This window comes from Hansschlegelia sp. (assembly GCF_035538955.1).
In the GTDB taxonomy this organism is placed as follows: Bacteria; Pseudomonadota; Alphaproteobacteria; order Rhizobiales; family Methylopilaceae; genus Methylopila.
In genome coordinates, this window is the sequence record NZ_DATLJK010000002.1 from 1 (window position 1) to 16,644 (window position 16,644).

A 16,644-nucleotide genomic window follows, 5' to 3' on the forward strand; every position below is an offset into this window, starting at 1 on the left:
ACTTCACCGGCGTCTCCTCCCCCTACGAACGGCCCGAAAACCCCGACCTCGCCCTCGACACCACCGCCAACACCCCCGAACAACTCGCCGACCACGTCATCAGCCTCATCACCCGAAAAGGCCTCATAGACCCGACTTGACCGCGCCTTCACCACGCTTCCGCCGCGTCGGCGCGCATTAACCGGCGGCCCACGGACCGTGCGGCATGATCCGCACGGACTCCAGGGCGGATGCGGAAGTGATCAAGATCATCCTGCTGGCGGCCTTCGCCGTGATCGGGGCCGTCTACATGGCGTCGGGGCTGACCGCCCTCCGGCAGCCGAACCCGCCCGGCCCGGCCAAGGCCCGGGTTGAGGAGACCGGCGGCGCGGTGACGCTTCAGGCCGATCCCGACGGCCATTTCCGGGTCGACGCCACGATCGGCGGCCGTCGCGTCCCGATGCTGGTTGACACGGGCGCGACCGTGGTGGCGCTCTCCTACGAACAGGGCGAGGCGCTTGGTCTGATCGCCGGCGGGGATCGTTTCGACGCGCGGGTCTCGACCGCGAACGGGGCGGTCGGCGCGAAGCGCGTGGTGCTGCGGGACGTCCGCGTCGGCCCGGTGAGGGTTCCGGATGTCTCGGCTGTGGTGCTCACCCGCGGCGCCATGGACGAAAATCTGCTCGGCATGAGCTTCCTCGGGCGTCTTCGGCGGGTCGAAAGCGCGCGCGACCGGCTCACGCTCGAGCGCTAGAACGGCGACTTGGCGGCCTTGCGGCTCGCCCCATTTCCGCACCGCGTCAGCGTCCAGAGGGGGAATACGTGTCAGCAGATGTGAGTCCGCGCGCAGGCAAGCCGGTCGAGCCCTCGCAGCTCGTCGACGTGCCCGCGCTGGTGACCGCCTACTTCACCGGCCGCCCCGACATGACCGACCCCTCCCAGCGGGTCGCGTTCGGCACCTCGGGGCACCGCGGCACCTCCTTCGCGTCGAATTTCACGGAATCGCACATCGTCGCGGTCGCGCAGGCGATCTGCCTGTACCGCCAGAAGGCTGGGGTCGACGGGCCGATGTTCGTCGGCAAGGACACGCACGCGCTGTCCGAGGCGGCGTTCGCAAGCGCGCTGGAGGTGTTTGCCGCGAACGGCGTCGAAGTCAGGATTTCCGCCAATGCGCGCTTCACGCCGACGCCGGTCGTCTCGCACGCGATCCTGACCCACAACCGCGGCCGTGAGCGCGGACTCGCGGACGGCGTCGTCATCACGCCCTCGCACAATCCGCCCGAGGATGGCGGCTTCAAATACAACCCGCCGAATGGCGGCCCGGCCGGGAGCGACGCCACGGGCTGGATCGAGAAGACGGCGAACGCGCTGATCGAGGACGGGCTGCGCGATGTCCGCCGCATCCCGCTGCGGAAGGCGCTGGCGGCGGACAGCACGCAGCGCCACGACTTCGTCGCCGCTTACGCAGGCGACCTCTCGAATGTTGTGGACATGGAGGCGATCCGCGCGGAGGGCGTACGGATCGGCATTGATCCGCTCGGGGGCTCGAGCCTCGAGTTCTGGGCGCCGATCATCGACCGCTATGGCCTCGACGCCACCATCGTGAACGACGCGGTCGACCCGACCTTCCGGTTCATGACGGCCGACTGGGACGGCAAGGTCCGGATGGACTGTTCCTCGCCTTATGCCATGGCGAAGCTGATCGAGTTGCAGGACCGCTTCGACGTCGCCTTCGCGAACGACCCGGACGCCGACCGCCACGGCATTGTCGCGCCATCCTGCGGGCTGCTGAACTCGAACCATTATCTCGCGGCCGCGATCTCCTACCTTTATGCGCACCGGCCGGACTGGAAAGGCCGGCCGGCGATCGGCAAGACGCTGGTGTCGAGCAGCGTGATCGACCGGCTCGCCGCCTCGCTTGGCCTCGAGGTCAAGGAAGTGCCGGTCGGCTTCAAATGGTTCGTCGACGGGCTGTTCGACGGGACGCTCGGCTTCGCCGGAGAGGAGAGCGCCGGCGCCTCCTTCCTGCGGCGGGACGGCGCCGTCTGGACCACCGACAAGGACGGCATGATCATGGGTCTGCTCGCCGCCGAGATGACCGCGGTGATGGGACGCGATCCGGGCGAAATCTATCACGGGCTGACCGAGCGGCTCGGCTCGCCGCTCTATGGCAGGATCGACGCGCCCGCGACCCCGAAGCAGAAGTCGCTGCTGAAAAGCCTGTCGCCCGATCAGATCGAGGGCGACGAACTGGCGGGCGAGCCGATCCGGGAGCGCCTGACCCGCGCGCCCGGCAATGGCGAACCGATCGGCGGGATCAAGGTCGTGACCGAGAACGGCTGGTTCGCGGCCCGTCCCTCGGGCACTGAAAACGTCAACAAGATCTATGCGGAGAGCTTCCTGGGCCCGGAGCATTTGCGGCGGATCGAGGCCGAGGCGCAGGAAATCGTGGGCCGCGCCCTGAAGGGCTGAGCCGCCGCGGCTTCCACGCTGACCACGGCTCGGACGAAACCGCCGGCGCCGATCAGCTTCCTCAAAAAAAGGAGCGGCGCGCAGAATGCGGCCGCTCCTTTTTCATGACCTGAGGCGGTCCGGATCAGGCCGGATGCGGCGCGGCCTCGCCGCGCGGCTTGTCCTCTCCGGGAGGCGCGCCGTCCTCGCCCGCCTTCTTGCGCCTGAAGCGGTTCACCAGGAGCCGGATGGCGACATAGAACACCGGCGTCAGGAACAGGCCGAGGATCGTCACGCCGACCATGCCGGCGAGCACCGCGGTGCCGATCGCCTGGCGGAGCTCGGAGGCCGCCCCGGTCGCGAAGGCGAGCGGCACCACGCCGAGCGAGAAGGCGAGCGAGGTCATGATGATCGGCCGCAGCCGGTCGCGGCAGGCGTCGATCGCCGCCTGGGCCGGGCTCTCGCCCTCCTCCTCGCGCTGGCGCGCAAACTCCACGATCAGGATGGCGTTCTTCGCCGCAAGTCCGATCAGCACGATGAAGCCGATCTGCGTCAGGATGTTGTTGTCCGACGCCCGGGCATGCACGCCGAGCAGCGCCGCGAGCAGCGACAGCGGCGTGATCAGGATGATCGCGAGCGGCAGAGCCCAGCTCTCATACTGCGCGGCCAGGAACAGGAAGACGAACAGGATCGCGAGGCCGAACACGAAGATGGCCGTGTTGCCGGCGAGCTTCTCCTGATAGGCGAGATCGACCCATTCGAACTGCACGCCCGGCGGCATCGACTGGGCGAACAGGCCTTCCATGTAGGCGATCGCCTGGCCGGTCGAGACTCCGGGCGCGGCGTTCCCCTGCACGGCGATGGCGTTGTAGATATTCTCGCGCTCGACCGTGTACGGCCCGGTCTGGTCGCGGGCCGTGATCAGCGTGCCGAGCGGCACCAACGCGCCGTTCGTCGCCCGCACCTTGAACTGATAGACGTCCGACAGCTTGACGCGGAAAGGCGCGTCGGCCTGGGCGTTGACCTGGAAGGTGCGGCCGAGCGCCGTGAAGTCGTTCACGTAAGCTGTGCCGAGCAGGGTCTGCAACGCGCCGAAGATGCTCTGGATCGGGACGTTCAGCTGCTGCGCCTTGACGCGGTCGATGTCGAGATAGACCTGCGGCGCCCGCGTGTTGAAGGCGGTGAACACGCCGGTCACCTGTCCGCTGGCATTGGCCTTGCCGATCATGCCGTTGACGGCGGCCTCGAGCGCCGGGAAGCCGATGCCGGTGCGGTCCTGGACGTACATCTTGAAGCCGCCACCCTGGCCGATGCCGCGCACCGTCGGCGGCAGGATCGCGATCACGAAGGCGTCCTGGATGGCGCCGAGCCGTTTTTGCGCCTCGGCGAGGATCGCGGGCGCGCGCTGGCTGGCGCCGTGCTTGTTCCGCTCCTCGAAGGCGTCAAAGATGATGAAGCTGGTCGCCGCGTTGGAGGCGGCCGAATAGGTCGCGCCGCTGAAACCCGCGATCGTCACCGCGTTCTTCACGCCCGGGACGCTGCGCGCGATCTTGCTCGCCCGCCGCGCCACCTCGTCGGTCCGCTGCAGGTTCGCGCCTTCCGGGAGCTGAGCGATCAGGATCGCATAGCCCTGGTCGGCCTGCGGGATGAAGCCGCGCGGCACGATCGAGAACATGTAAACCGCGCCGCCGATCAGCACGCCGTAGATCAGCAGGAACACAGCGCGGTGGCCGACGATCCAGCCCACGGTGCGGGAATAGCCGTGCGCGCCGCGGTCGAAATTGCGGTTGAAGAGGTCCGCCGCCCGCTGGCCGAGGCCGCGCCGCCCGCCATGCTGATGCGGCTTGAGCAGGATCGCGCACAGCGCGGGCGACAGCGTCAGCGAGACGATCGCCGACAGCACCGTCGCGGTCGCGATGGTCAAGGCGAACTGCTTGTAGAAGATGCCGGAGATGCCGGGGATGAAGGCGGTGGGCACGAACACCGCGCACAGCACGAGCGCGATCGCGACCACGGCCGTGCCGACCTCGTCCATCGTGGCGTGGGCGGCTTCGCGCGGGGTTTTGCCGAGCGCGATGTTTCGTTCGACGTTCTCGACGACCACGATCGCGTCGTCGACCACGATGCCGATCGCCAGGATCAGGCCGAACAGCGTGAGCAGGTTCAGCGAGAAGCCGAACGCCGACATGACGAAGAAGGTGGCGATCAGCGAGACCGGGATCGCCGCCACCGGCACGATCGCGGCTCGCCAGGATTGCAGGAAGACGAACACCACGATGACGACCAGCGCCACCGCCTCGTAGATCGTCTCCTCGACCGCCTCGATCGACTCGTTGATGAACTCGGTGGGGTTGTACTCGATGCGGTATTCGAGATCGGCCGGGAACGCCTTCTTGAGCGTCTCCATCGCGGCCTTGATCTGTTCGGCGGCCTCGGTGGCGTTGGTGCCGGGCCGCTGGAACACGCCCATGCCGACCGTCGGATCGTCGCCGAGATAGGAGTTCGACGAGTAGGTGCGGGCGGCGAGCTCGACCCGCGCGACGTCGCCGACGCGCAGCAGGCGGCCATCGGAGGTGGCGCGGACGATGATCTGCTTGAACTGCTCCGGGTCCTGGAAACGGCCCTGAGTGGTGACGGTGATCTGGCTGGCCGTTCCGGGCGGCGAAGGCGGCGCGCCGAGCGAACCGCCAGAGACCTGCACGTTCTGCTCCGAGATCGCGGCGACGACGTCGCCGGCCGCCAGCCCGTAGGCCGCGAGCCGGTTGGGGTCGAGCCAGACGCGCAGGGAGAGCTCGCGCTCGCCGAAGATCCGGATGTCGCCGACGCCCTCGATGCGCTTCAGCGCGTCGATCACGTTCACGGACGCGTAGTTCGACATGTAGATCGTGTCGAGCGTCCGCTTCGGGGAGATCAGGTTCACGACCATCAGGAAGTCCGATGACCGCTTGTTGACCTGGACGCCGTTGCGGCGGACCGCCTCAGGCAGGCGGGGATCCGCCTGGCTGACGCGGTTCTGCACCTGAACCTGCGCGATGTCCTGATCGGTGCCCGGCTGGAACGTCACGGTCAGCTGCAGCTGGCCGTCGCCCGTGGCGAGCGAGTTCATGTAGATCATGCCCTCGACGCCGTTGATCTGCTGCTCGAGCGGCGCGGCGACGGTTTCGGCGATCGTCTCGGCGTTGGCGCCGGGATACTGCGCCGACACCGCGATCGTGGGCGGCGCGATCTCGGGATACTGCGCGATCGGCAGACCGAGCAGACCGACGAAGCCCACGATGACGAGCACGATCGAGACGACCGACGCGAAGATCGGCCGGTCGACGAAGAAATGTCCGAACCCCATGGCTTACTTCCCCGCCGCCGGCTTCGCCGCCGGATCCGGAGGGCTGGCTGGCTTGGTCGGATCGACCGTCTGCGGGATCACCTCCGAGCCCGGACGGGCGCGCATCAATCCGTTGACGATGACCTGATCGTCGGGCGACAGGCCGCTCTTGATGACGCGCAGGCCGTCGTCGAGCTGCCCGAGCTCCACCACCTTCGGCGCAACCTTGTTGTCGGGCCCAACCGTCATGACGATCTTGCGGATCTGGTCCGACAGGATGGCCTCGTCGGGCACCAGCAGCGCGTCATAGGGCTTGGACGCCTGCATGCGCAGCCGACCGAAGACTCCCGAGACGAGCGCGCCGTCCTTGTTCGGGATCGTGGCGCGCAGCCGAAGCGTGCCAGTCTGCTGGTCGAGCTGGTTGTCCGCGAAATCGATCCGGCCGTCGATGTTGAACTTGTCGGAGTTCGGCAACGCGATCTTGACCGGAGCGCCGCCATCGGCGTCGTCCACCAGATTGGCGCGGATGTAGCCGACGTAGCGCAGGAAGCTCTGCTCATCGACGTCGAAATAGAAGTAGATCGGCCGCGTGTTGACGATGGTCGTCAGCAGCGTCGCGCCCGCTCCGGCCGAGATCAGATTGCCTTCCGTGACCAGCTTGCGGCCGATGCGCCCGTCAATCGGCGAGCGCACGTCGGTCCACTCGAGATTGAGCTTGGCGGTGGCGAGCGCGGCCAGGGCGGACTGCAGCGAGGCCTGCGCCTCGAGATAAGCCTGGTTGCGCTGCTGCGCGACCTGATCGCTGATGTTGCCCGTCTTGAGCAGATCCTTGGCGCGGTCGACGTCCGCCTTGGTCAGATCGATGCGCGTGCGGGTGGTGGCGACGGTCGCCTGCGCCTGGTCGAGCGCGTTCTGATAGGGCCGCGGATCGATCTTGAAGAGCAGATCGCCCTTCTTGACGTCCGCGCCATCCCGGAACGCGACCTCTATCAACTGGCCGCTCACCTGGGCGCGCACCTCGACGAGGCCGGACGCCTCGAACCGGCCGGTGAACTCGGCTTTGTCCGTGACCTGCCGCTTGATGGGCTTGGCGACGGACACCGGCAGCGGACCGGGCGCTCCCTGCGCCAGGGCCTGCGATCCCGCCGCCGCGCCGCCCGCGACGATCGAAAGCGCCACGATCGCGCGAAAGACGGCCGGGACGGACAGCTCGGAGATGAGGGACATGGGCCACCTGCGCGAAATGACGCGCGCCGCGCACGGCGCACGTGAAGCATCAATTCCGGACGTCCCCGGCCGCAGTTGATAGAGGGCGATGCGCCAAACGGCAACCGGCGAACGCTGGTTCTGCTCAGGACCCGCCTCACCGATGCGTGTGCCCGTACGGACATGCCGCCGACCTGCGTCGGGAGCTCCAAACCGAGACAGCGGCAGCGCTTATGACAGTTTCATTTTGTAATTTATTTCTCCATCGCACTTCCTTATGTGGAATTCAGACGCAGCGTCCTCTCGGAGCGCCCTGTTGCCGCGCCTTTCATCCTTTCCAGCGTTTCACCGCGTCGAGGGCCGCAAGGTCCTGATCGTCGGCTCCGGACCTGCGGCCGCGGCCAAGACGCGCCTTCTGGGCGAGACCTCCGCCCGCATCGTGGTTGTGTCCGGCACGCCCGGCGCGGAGCTGCTCGCCGACGTCGAGCGACTGGACGCGAGCCTGCTCGTGGAGGCCTTCAACCCAGGCCATCTTGAGGGCGCAGCGCTCGCCTTCGCGGCGACCGAGGATGAGGCGGAGGACCGGCGGATCGCCGCGGCCGCGCGGACCGCAGGCGTTCCGGTCAATGTCGTGGACCGGCCGGAGCTCTGCGATTTCATCACCCCCGCGATCGTCAACCGGGCGCCGCTCGCCGTGGCGATCGGCACCGAAGGCGCGGCGCCTGTTCTGGCCCGTCACGTCCGCGCGAAGATCGAAGCGCTGCTCGCGCCTGACCTCGGGCGTCTCGCCGGTCTCGCGGAAGGGCTGCGCGGCACCGTCGCCCGGCTGCTGCCCGCTGGCGAGGCGCGCCGGCGATTCTGGGCGCGGATGTTCGACGGTCCGGTGGCCGCGCGGGCGCTTTCCGGCGACATCGCGGGCGCGCGTTCGGCTGCGATGCGGATGATGGCGGAGGAGCCGGACGCCTCCGGGTTCGTCTGGCTGGTCGGCGCTGGTCCCGGGGCCACGGACCTCCTGACGCTGCGCGCCCAGCGGGTGCTGCAGGAGGCCGACGTCATCGTCTACGACGCCCTGGTTCCCGAGGAAGTCGTCGCCATGGGACGCCGCGACGCCGAGCGCATTTCGGTCGGCAAGCGCAAGGGGCGGCACGAAGTCCCTCAGGCGGAGATTTCCGCGATCCTGGTGCGCGAGGGCAAGGCGGGCCGCCGTGTGGTCCGCCTGAAGAGCGGCGATCCGCTGATCTTCGGCCGCGCCGGTGAGGAGATGGCGGCGCTCGCCGACGCCGGCGTTCCGTATGAGGTGGTTCCGGGCGTGACGGCCGCGTTCGCCGCCGCGGCGTCGGCGCGTGCGCCCCTCACGCTGCGCGGGATCGCGTCGAGCCTGGTGTTCGCGACCGGACACGACGCCGACGGCCGGACCTTGCCGGACTGGGCCGGGCTCGCCCTGCAGGGCGCCACCGTCGCCGTCTATATGGGCCGTTCGGTCGCCGCCGCCGTGGCGGATCGACTGATCGAGGCGGGACTGTCGGCGGAGACGCCGGTCGCCGCCGTCGAGAACGCCGCCCAGGCGGATGAGCGGGTCTTCTTCGGCGATCTCAGCGAATTGTCCATGCTTGCGGCCCGCCCCGACGTCGACGGTCCGGTCCTGATCCTCATCGGCCGCGCTCTCGCGCAGGCTCGCCCGGCGGCCGCCGACGCGCTGTCGCCCAAGGCGCGCCGGACGACAGAAGCCGCCTGAAGGAATTCCCATGTCCGCTCCGATTCAAAAGTCCGGCGCCAAGACCCGGGCCGAGACGCAGGTCGTCACCGCCAATCGGCTCGACGACGGCGTCGTCGTCTATCTCGATCCCTCCGGCGGATGGACCGAACGCCTCGACCGCGCCGCGCCGCTCGCGGGTCCGGCGGCGCTGGCCGCCGGCCTCGACGCCGGCAAGCGCGCTGAAGCCCAGCAGATCGTCGTCGAGTCCTACGCGATCGACGTCGCGCGCGAAGCCGCCGGCCTTCGCCCCCTGCGCCTGAGAGAACAGATCCGCGCCTTCGGTCCGACCGTCCTTCAGGACCCGTCGTCGACCGCCCGCGCCTGAGGAGCCATCCCGATGTATCGCTACGACGAGTTCGACCACGGCTTCGTCAAAGCCCGCGTCGCGCAATTCCGCGACCAGGTCGAGCGCCGCCTCTCCGGCGAGCTCACTGAGGAGCAGTTCAAGCCGTTGCGGCTGATGAACGGCGTCTATCTGCAGCTCCATGCCTACATGCTGCGGATTTCGGTGCCGTACGGCACGCTGTCGTCGCGCCAGATGCGGATGCTCGCCCATATCGCGCGCACTTATGACCGCGGCTACGGCCACTTCACGACCCGCCAGAACATCCAGTTCAACTGGCCGGCCCTGAAGGACATTCCGGCGATCCTGGACGACCTCGCCTCGGTCGAGATGCACGCGCTGCAGTCCTCGGGCAACTGCATCCGCAACGTCACCGCGGACCATTTCGCTGGCGCGGCGGCCGACGAAGTCGCGGATCCGCGCCCTTACGCCGAAATTCTGCGGCAATGGTCCTCCGTCCACCCGGAGTTCTCCTACCTGCCGCGCAAGTTCAAGCTCGCGCTGATCGGCGCCGAGGAGGACCGCGCCGCGATCCAGTTCCACGACATCGGCCTGCAGCTAAAGCGCGACGACGCCGGCGCGCTCGGCTTCGCCGTCTATGTCGGCGGCGGCCAGGGCCGCACCCCGATGATCGCCCACAAGGTCCGCGACTTCCTGCCGGAACAGGATCTGCTCGCCTATGTCGAGGCGATCATGCGCGTCTACAACCTGAACGGGCGTCGGGACAACAAGTACAAGGCGCGGATCAAGATCCTCGTCCATGAGACGGGCGCGGAGGAGATCACCCGGCAGATCGAGGCCGAGTTCCAGGAGGTCCTGAAGACCGACATCCTGCGACTGCCTGAGGAGGAGATCCGTAGGATCGCAGCCTATTTCGCGCCTCCTGCCCTGCCCGACCGGCCGGCGCGCTCGAGCGCGCTCGAGGCCGCGCGCGCCGACAGCCGCGACTTGGCGGAGTTCGTCGACCGCAACGTGACGGCCCACAAGATCTCCGGCTATGGCCTGGTCACCATCTCGCTGAAGCCGGTCGGCGGCGTGCCGGGCGACGCCAGCGACCTCCAGATGGAGGCGATCGCCGACCTCGCGGAGCGCTACTCGCACAGCGAGATCCGGGTCAGCCACGAGCAGAACCTCGTGTTGCCGCATGTCGCGCTCGACGACCTTCCGGCGCTCTATGCCGGCCTCAAAGAGATCGGGCTCGCCGACGGCAATGCGGGGCTCGTGACCGACATCATCTGCTGCCCCGGGCTCGATTACTGCGCGCTCGCCAACGCTCGCTCGATTCCGGTCGCGCAGGAGCTGTCGCGCCGCTTCGGCGCGCCCGAGCGGCAGAAGGAGATCGGCGAGCTCAAGATCAAGATCTCGGGCTGCATCAACGCCTGCGGCCATCACCACGCGGGCCATATCGGCCTGCTTGGCGTCGATCGGAAGGGCGAGGAGGTCTACCAGATCACCCTCGGCGGCTCGGGCGACGAGACCGCCGCGGTCGGCACGCTGATCGGCCCCGGCTTCGCGTCCGAGGACGTCGGCGGCGCGGTCGAGACCGTGGTCGACACCTATCTGAAGCTGCGCGAAGGCCCGCAGGAGAGCTTCCTGGCCGCTGTTCGTCGGGTTGGTCAGAAGCCGTTCAAAGAGGCGCTGTATGGAACGGCCTGACCTCCCGCTGCCGCAGGTCAGCAAGACCCGCGCCGCCGAGCGCGCGACCTCTCTCGCCGCGCATCTGGACCGCCGTCACCGGGGCCAGAGCGCGGAGGCGGTTTTGCGCGCCGCGATCGACAGCCTGTTCCGCGGCCGTATCGCGCTCGTCTCGAGCTTCGGAGCCGACTCAGCGGTGCTGCTGCATCTGGTCGGCTCGGTGAACCCGGCGACGCCGGTGATCTTCATCGACACCGGGCAACTGTTCGAGGAGACGCTCGCCTACCGCGACGAGCTCGTCGGCCGGATCGGCCTCACCGACGTTCGCACCACCTTGCCGAGACCGGAACGGCTCGCCCGGCTCGACCCGGAGAATTTCCTCTGGCAGACTAATCCGGACCTCTGCTGCCGCATCCGCAAGGTCGAGCCGCTGGCCGCGGCGCTCGGCGATTTTCCGGCCTGGATCTCAGGGCGGAAGCGCTTCCAGAACGCCATGCGGGCGAATCTGCCGCTGTTTGAAGGCGACGGCGCGCGCCTCAAGGTCAACCCGCTCGCCGACTGGACGATGGATGACATCGAGGCGTACCGGCGCGACCACGATCTGCCGGCGCACCCGCTGGTGAAGCACGGTTACCTGTCGATCGGCTGCATGCCCTGCACGAGCCGGGTCAAGCCGGGCGAGGACCCCCGCGCCGGACGCTGGCGCGGTTTGCAGAAGACCGAATGCGGCATCCATGTCCGCGAGACGCTCGAACAGGAAGGAAGCGGGATATGAACGCGCTGGCGCGACTGCCCGCCGAGCCTGCCGACGCGCTCCCGGCGGGGACCGATCAAGCCCAATCCCATGGCCCTGCGCTGTGGCGCAACGGCCGCTTCGAAGCCGACGAGTGGGCGCGCGCTCCGGAAGGCGAGGCCGTGCCTGAAGGTCCAGCGCTCCTGCCGCTCGTGCGCTTCCTCGCCGAGCGCGACGCGCTGTCCGCCCGCAATGCGCCGCTCGGGGTCGTCATCCAGCCGAACGAAGCGGTCGAGGAGCTCGCGCCCCATCTCGACCGCGTCTCGCTGGTCGCGCTCGTGTTCCCGAAATTCGCCGACGGTCGCGCGAGCTCGATGGCGCGGCTGCTGCGTGAGCGCTACGGCTTCACCGGGGAACTGCGCGCCACCGGGGACGTGCTGATCGATCAGATGCCGCTGATGCAGCGCTGCGGCTTCGACGCCTTCGAGGTCGTCAACGAGCCCACCCGGCGTCAGCTCGCCGCCGGCAAGTGGCCGGACGTGCCCTATTACCTGCAGCCGACCGGCGCGCCGGCGCAGCTTGAGGTTCCGGCGGGCACGCGGCCGTGGGCGCGGCGGCCGGCCTGAGGGTCAGCCGCCCCAGATCCGCTCCAGCACGGCGAGCCAGTTCCGCCAGGCGATTTTTTCAAGCGTCGCCTCGTCATAGCCGTGCCGGCGCAGCGCCTCGATCAGGCGCGGCAGCCCGGCGACGTCGCGCAGTTCGAACGGCACGATCGCGCCGTCGAAGTCCGATCCGAAGCCGACATGATCGACGCCGAGCCGTCCGATCAGATGATCGAGGTGGCGCGCCATCGTCTCGAGCGGCGTATCGGCCCGCATCCTGCCGTCGTCGCGCAGGAAGCAGGTCGCGAAATTGAGCCCGACCAGCCCGCCGGTGTCGCGGATCGCGTCGAGCTGCCGGTCGGTGAGGTTGCGGGCGTGCGGCGTCAGGGCATGCGCGTTGGAGTGGGTCGCCACCAGCGGCGCGCGCGACAGCCGCGCCACATCCCAGAACCCCGCCTCGTTGAGATGCGACAGGTCGAGCACGATCCTGAGCGCGTCGCACTCACGCACGAGGTCCTGCCCCGCCTGGCTGAGACCGGGGCCGGTATCGGGCGAGGACGGGAAGCGGAACGGCGCGCCGTATCCGAAGACGTTCGGCCGGCTCCACACCGGCCCGAGCGAACGCAGCCCGGCCGCGTGCAGCACGTGAAGCGCGTCCAGGTTGGGCCCGATAGCCTCCGCGCCCTCGATGTGCAGCACCGCCGCGAGCGCGCCGCTGTCCTTGGCCAGCCGAATGTCGGCGACGCTCCGGCAAACCGCGACCTCGCCTTCTGAAGCGCGCTCGATCCGCAGCAGGATCGCAGCCATCGCCAGCGTGGCGGCCTGGGCTTCGGCGAGCGGCAGCGGATCGGGCGTCGGGACGTCGTATTCCGCCGCCCGCATCAGCGCGAGATAGTCGACCCCGAGCTGCCGCGACGGCGTGAAAGCGGCGAACAGGCCTCCGAACAGGCCGCCTTCGCGCGCCCGCGGCAAGTCGAGATGCCCGCCAGCCCCGCCGTCTAGAAAGGCGCGCACGCCGCCGTCGACATGGGCGAGTTCGCGCAGGCGCAGCAGGGCGTCGTTATGTCCGTCGAAAACCGGAAGCGGCGTCATGAGCCCAGGATGCTCGGGTCCTCGCGCACGGCGCAACCGGCTCCGCCGCGGACGGCCTCAGAGCAGCCCGCGACCCTGGGCGAGGCTGCGCAGATCGACCTGCGGACGCGCGCCGACATGGCTGATCACCTCGGCGGCCGCGAGCGAGCCCAGTTCAGCGGAGCGCTTCAGGTCAAAATCGTTGGTGTAGCCGTAGAGAAAGCCGGCCGCGAACAGGTCGCCCGCGCCCGTCTTGTCGACGATCTCGCCATCGACCGGCGCGGCCGGCACGCGGATGCGCTCCGTCCCCTCGACGATCACGCAACCGTCGGCGCCGAGCGTGACGGCGGCGAGTTTTGCGTCCCGTGCGACCGCCTCGACGGCCGCCTCGACGTCGCCCGTCTCGTAGAGCGCCTTCAGCTCGCTGTCGTTGGCGAACAGGATGTCGACGTCGCCGTCGCGCAGCAGCGCGAGGAACTCGGCGCGGTAACGGTCGACGCAGAACGAATCCGAGAGCGATAGCGCCACCTTGCGGCCGGCCTCATGCGCCAGCGCAGCCGCCTTGCGAAACGCTTCCTTGGCGGCCGGCGGATCCCACAGATAGCCCTCGAGGTAGACGACCTTCGAGCCTTTGACTGCGGCCTCGTCGATGTCGTCGACGCTGAGCGCCTGGCAGGCGCCCAGATAGGTGCTCATCGTGCGCTCGCCGTCCGGCGTGACCAGCACGAAGCAGCGCGCGGTGGAGACGCCGTCACCCGCGGGCGGCGTCTCGAAGTCGACGCCGATCGCGGTGATGTCGTGGCGGAAGACGTCGCCGAGCGCGTCGGCCTTGACGCGGCCCACAAAAGCGGCCCGGCCGCCGAACGAACCAAGGCCCGCAAGGGTGTTGGCCGCCGAACCTCCCGAGGCCTCGATCGCCGGACCCATCATGCCATAGAGCGCCTCGGCGCGGGCTTCGTCGATCAGGCTCATGGAGCCTTTGGACAGGCCCTCGCGCGCCAAAAAGGCCTCGTCGGTGCGGGCGATCACGTCGACGATCGCATTGCCGATGCCGAGGACGTCGTACTTGGCTGGCGTCATCCGGAAAATCCCTGACGGCGAATGTGGCTGGAGGCGCGGCCCCTTGCGTGGCCGTCAGGCGGACGCCATAACGCGCCGTCATTCACGAGGCAATCGAAGACGATGGCGAGCGTTCCCCAGCGGGTGTTTTCCGGCGTGCAGCCCACGGGGAACCTGCACCTCGGCAACTACCTCGGCGCGATCAAGCGCTTCGTCGAGCTGCAGGACCGCTTCGACTGCATCTACTGCGTGGTGGACCTGCACGCGATCACGGTCTGGCAGGATCCGGTCGAGCTGAAGCGCTCGATCCGCGAAGTCGCGGCGGCGTTCCTGGCGGCGGGCGTCGATGGCGAGAAGCACATCGTCTTCAACCAGAGCCAGGTTTCCGGCCACGCCGAGCTCGCCTGGATCTTCAACTGCGTCGCCCGGCTCGGCTGGCTGAACCGCATGACGCAGTTCAAGGAGAAGGCCGGCAAGGACCGCGAGAACGCCTCCGTCGGCCTCTACGCCTACCCGAACCTGATGGCGGCCGACATCCTGGTCTACCGCGCCACGCATGTGCCTGTCGGCGAGGACCAGAAGCAGCATCTCGAGCTCGCCCGCGACATCGCGCAGAAGTTCAACAACGACTTCGCCGACTCGATCGCCGCGAACGGGCAGGACGAAAGGTTCTTTCCGCTGCCGGAGCCGCTGATCGCGGGGCCCGCGACCCGCGTCATGTCCCTGCGCGACGGCTCGAAGAAGATGTCGAAGTCGGAGCCGTCGGACGCGTCCCGCATCAATCTGACGGACGACGCCGACCAGATCGCGTCGAAAATCCGCAAGGCGAAGACCGATCCGCTGCCGCTCCCCGAAACGGTCGAGGGACTGAAGGACCGGCCTGAGGCGGACAATCTCGTCGGCATCTATGCCGCGCTGGCGGACAGCGACGCCGCTTCGGTGCTCGGCCAGTATGGCGGCGCGCAGTTCTCCGTCTTCAAGCAGGCGCTGGTGGACCTCACGGTCGACCGGCTCGCGCCGATCAATGCCGAGATGAAGCGCCTTGTGGCCGATCCCGGCCATATCGACCGCGTCCTCTGCCATGGGGCCGAGCGGGCGGACGCGATCGCCCAGACCACCATGGCGGCGGTCAAGGACATCGTCGGCTTCGTCCGCCGCCCCTGAGGCTCCGGGCCGAGCCTGATTGACCCCCGGCGCCAGAACCCCCATGTCTCAGGCAACTTCGAGAGGTTCCAGACATGTTTATCCAGACCGAAGCGACGCCTAATCCGGCGACGCTGAAGTTCCTGCCGGGGCGCGACGTGCTCCCCGGTTCGACGCTCGAGATGAAAGAGCCTGCCGAAGCCGCGCGCTCGCCGCTCGCGCAGAAGCTGTTCGCGATCGAGGGCGTGGCGGGCGTGTTCTACGGCTCCGACTTCATCACCGTGACGAAGTCGGCCGGCGAGTGGCAGCATCTCAAGCCGGCCATCCTGGGCGCGATCATGGAGCACTACCTCTCCGACGCGCCGCTGCTCTCCGAGGGCGGCGAGGCCGAAGCGGCGGGCGAGGAGTTCTTCGAGGACGCCGACGCCGAGACGGTCGACACGATCAAGGAACTGATCGAGACGCGCGTCCGCCCCGCGGTCGCGATGGACGGCGGCGACATCACCTTCCGCGGCTTTCGGGAAGGCGTGGTCTACCTGAACATGAAAGGATCATGCTCGGGCTGCCCGTCCTCGACCGCGACCCTCAAGCAGGGCATCGAGAACCTGCTTCGCCACTTCGTCCCGGAAGTCCAGGAAGTCCGGCCGGTCTGACGCGTTTGGGATTTCCCCTCCGGCAAGCCGGAGGGGTCGCCCGCATCAGCGGATGCCGGGGATGTAGATTCCGCCCGGCGCGCCGATCGGGAATGGCGGGATCGCGCGGTTGACCTGCGCGGCCGTAACCTCGGGCCGCGGATCGTTCGGATCTGCCAGCACCATCGCCCAGAAAACCTCGTAACGGGTGCCCGGAGCCCGCGCGGCCGCGATGCCGATGCGCGACGCCTTGGGCTGCAGCATGTTCTTCATGTGCGGCGGCGAGGAGCGCCAGCCTGTAAAGGCGTCCGCCAGCGTGTCGTGGCCCGCGCCGATGTTCTCCCACATGCCGCCGTTCCGGTAGCCGGACGCGGCGATCCGCGCCTTGAGAGAGCCGGCCGAGGTCTCGTGGCTGAGCTTGTTGTCGCGCGCCATTGCGCTCGCCTGCGCCTCGGCCATGCGGTTCAGCGCCGGATCGAGCGTCACCGGGCCGAGGCCGCGGCCGCGGCGAAACTCGCTGACCATCTCGGCCGCGGCCTGTCGGTCAAGCGTGGCGCCGGGCTTTGACTGGCTCTGATAGAGGCCGGGGGTCGCCGTGGGCGGGTTCGGAGCCGTGGAGGTGCAGCCCGCAAGCGCGAGCGCGATGCAGGCGACGCCGAAGAGCGCGCGGCGCGTGGAGCGATACGGCATGGACATGAAGTCTCCGAATGAA

Annotated in this window: 14 protein-coding genes; 9 read left to right on the forward strand and 5 right to left on the reverse strand. The window is 68.7% G+C overall.

Annotated features, from left to right (window positions below; translation table 11 throughout):
- Positions 1–205: 205 nt before the first annotated feature.
- Together VM780_RS00430 and pgm are read left to right on the forward strand one after the other, a co-directional pair.
- Positions 206–733: a retropepsin-like aspartic protease family protein gene (locus VM780_RS00430; RefSeq protein WP_325443974.1), complete on the forward strand. Its 528-nt coding sequence runs from the start codon at positions 206–208 to the stop codon at positions 731–733.
- Positions 734–801: 68 nt separating this feature from the next.
- Positions 802–2,451 (forward strand): phosphoglucomutase (alpha-D-glucose-1,6-bisphosphate-dependent), encoded by a 1,650-nt coding sequence (gene pgm, locus VM780_RS00435; protein ID WP_325443976.1) that lies wholly within the window; start codon positions 802–804, stop codon positions 2,449–2,451.
- A 124-nt stretch (positions 2,452–2,575) separates the two neighbouring features.
- Here the strand turns inward: pgm and VM780_RS00440 are convergent, their stop codons facing one another.
- Together VM780_RS00440 and VM780_RS00445 are read right to left on the reverse strand one after the other, a co-directional pair.
- Entirely contained in the window at positions 2,576–5,773 is a 3,198-nt protein-coding gene (locus VM780_RS00440; RefSeq protein WP_325443978.1) for a multidrug efflux RND transporter permease subunit, read from the reverse strand.
- 3 nt (positions 5,774–5,776) lie between these two features.
- The gene (locus tag VM780_RS00445) at positions 5,777–6,979 is read right to left on the reverse strand and encodes an efflux RND transporter periplasmic adaptor subunit (protein WP_325443980.1); all 1,203 of its coding nucleotides are present in this window, start codon (positions 6,977–6,979) and stop codon (positions 5,777–5,779) included.
- Positions 6,980–7,274: 295 nt separating this feature from the next.
- Here VM780_RS00445 and cysG point away from each other — a divergent pair, with 295 nt between their 5' ends.
- Genes cysG through VM780_RS00470 form a run of 5 tightly spaced genes read left to right on the forward strand, consistent with a single transcriptional unit; the run spans position 7,275 to position 12,051 of the window.
- Entirely contained in the window at positions 7,275–8,693 is a 1,419-nt protein-coding gene (gene cysG, locus VM780_RS00450; RefSeq protein ID WP_325443982.1) for a siroheme synthase CysG, read from the forward strand.
- A 10-nt stretch (positions 8,694–8,703) separates the two neighbouring features.
- On the forward strand, positions 8,704–9,039 hold the full coding sequence (locus VM780_RS00455; RefSeq protein WP_325443984.1) for a DUF2849 domain-containing protein: 336 nt from the start codon (positions 8,704–8,706) through the stop codon (positions 9,037–9,039).
- A gap of 12 nt (positions 9,040–9,051) precedes the next feature.
- Positions 9,052–10,713 (forward strand): nitrite/sulfite reductase, encoded by a 1,662-nt coding sequence (locus tag VM780_RS00460; protein ID WP_325443986.1) that lies wholly within the window; start codon positions 9,052–9,054, stop codon positions 10,711–10,713.
- The gene (locus VM780_RS00465) at positions 10,700–11,467 is read left to right on the forward strand and encodes a phosphoadenylyl-sulfate reductase (RefSeq protein WP_325443988.1); all 768 of its coding nucleotides are present in this window, start codon (positions 10,700–10,702) and stop codon (positions 11,465–11,467) included. Before VM780_RS00460 ends, VM780_RS00465 begins: the two co-directional genes overlap by 14 nt.
- Complete coding sequence (locus tag VM780_RS00470) at positions 11,464–12,051, forward strand: DUF934 domain-containing protein (protein ID WP_325443990.1); 588 nt, start codon at positions 11,464–11,466, stop codon at positions 12,049–12,051. The genes VM780_RS00465 and VM780_RS00470 overlap by 4 nt, the downstream gene beginning before the upstream one ends.
- Before the next feature lie 3 nt (positions 12,052–12,054).
- Here the strand turns inward: VM780_RS00470 and VM780_RS00475 are convergent, their stop codons facing one another.
- Together VM780_RS00475 and VM780_RS00480 are read right to left on the reverse strand one after the other, a co-directional pair.
- Complete coding sequence (locus VM780_RS00475; RefSeq protein WP_325443992.1) at positions 12,055–13,119, reverse strand: dipeptidase; 1,065 nt, start codon at positions 13,117–13,119, stop codon at positions 12,055–12,057.
- 57 nt (positions 13,120–13,176) lie between these two features.
- Positions 13,177–14,178: an adenosine kinase gene (locus VM780_RS00480; protein WP_325443994.1), complete on the reverse strand. Its 1,002-nt coding sequence runs from the start codon at positions 14,176–14,178 to the stop codon at positions 13,177–13,179.
- A gap of 102 nt (positions 14,179–14,280) precedes the next feature.
- Here VM780_RS00480 and trpS point away from each other — a divergent pair, with 102 nt between their 5' ends.
- Both trpS and VM780_RS00490 read left to right on the forward strand, forming a co-directional pair.
- Positions 14,281–15,321 (forward strand): tryptophan--tRNA ligase, encoded by a 1,041-nt coding sequence (trpS, locus tag VM780_RS00485; RefSeq protein ID WP_325443996.1) that lies wholly within the window; start codon positions 14,281–14,283, stop codon positions 15,319–15,321.
- Between the two features lie 74 nt (positions 15,322–15,395).
- Positions 15,396–15,953, forward strand: coding sequence for a NifU family protein (locus VM780_RS00490; RefSeq protein ID WP_325443998.1), 558 nt, complete (start codon positions 15,396–15,398; stop codon positions 15,951–15,953).
- 45 nt (positions 15,954–15,998) lie between these two features.
- Here VM780_RS00490 and VM780_RS00495 read toward each other — a convergent pair whose 3' ends face one another.
- Positions 15,999–16,628 carry a CAP domain-containing protein gene (locus VM780_RS00495; RefSeq protein WP_325444000.1) on the reverse strand — a complete coding sequence of 210 codons (630 nt, stop codon included), beginning with the start codon at positions 16,626–16,628 and terminating at the stop codon, positions 15,999–16,001.
- Positions 16,629–16,644 lie beyond the last annotated feature (16 nt).

Excerpts from the sequence above, each read along its gene's own strand:
- VM780_RS00455 (WP_325443984.1), top strand. The coding sequence starts at position 8,704 with ATGTCCGCTCCGATTCAAAAGTCCGGCGCCAAGACCCGGGCCGAGACG.
- VM780_RS00460 (WP_325443986.1), top strand. The coding sequence starts at position 9,052 with ATGTATCGCTACGACGAGTTCGACCACGGCTTCGTCAAAGCCCGCGTC.
- VM780_RS00470 (WP_325443990.1), top strand. The coding sequence starts at position 11,464 with ATGAACGCGCTGGCGCGACTGCCCGCCGAGCCTGCCGACGCGCTCCCG.
- VM780_RS00430 (WP_325443974.1), top strand. The coding sequence starts at position 206 with ATGATCCGCACGGACTCCAGGGCGGATGCGGAAGTGATCAAGATCATC.
- VM780_RS00475 (WP_325443992.1), bottom strand. The coding sequence starts at position 13,119 with ATGACGCCGCTTCCGGTTTTCGACGGACATAACGACGCCCTGCTGCGC.
- VM780_RS00480 (WP_325443994.1), bottom strand. The coding sequence starts at position 14,178 with ATGACGCCAGCCAAGTACGACGTCCTCGGCATCGGCAATGCGATCGTC.
- VM780_RS00495 (WP_325444000.1), bottom strand. The coding sequence starts at position 16,628 with ATGTCCATGCCGTATCGCTCCACGCGCCGCGCGCTCTTCGGCGTCGCC.
- VM780_RS00465 (WP_325443988.1), top strand. The coding sequence starts at position 10,700 with ATGGAACGGCCTGACCTCCCGCTGCCGCAGGTCAGCAAGACCCGCGCC.
- VM780_RS00490 (WP_325443998.1), top strand. The coding sequence starts at position 15,396 with ATGTTTATCCAGACCGAAGCGACGCCTAATCCGGCGACGCTGAAGTTC.
- trpS (WP_325443996.1), top strand. The coding sequence starts at position 14,281 with ATGGCGAGCGTTCCCCAGCGGGTGTTTTCCGGCGTGCAGCCCACGGGG.
- VM780_RS00445 (WP_325443980.1), bottom strand. The coding sequence starts at position 6,979 with ATGTCCCTCATCTCCGAGCTGTCCGTCCCGGCCGTCTTTCGCGCGATC.
- VM780_RS00440 (WP_325443978.1), bottom strand. The coding sequence starts at position 5,773 with ATGGGGTTCGGACATTTCTTCGTCGACCGGCCGATCTTCGCGTCGGTC.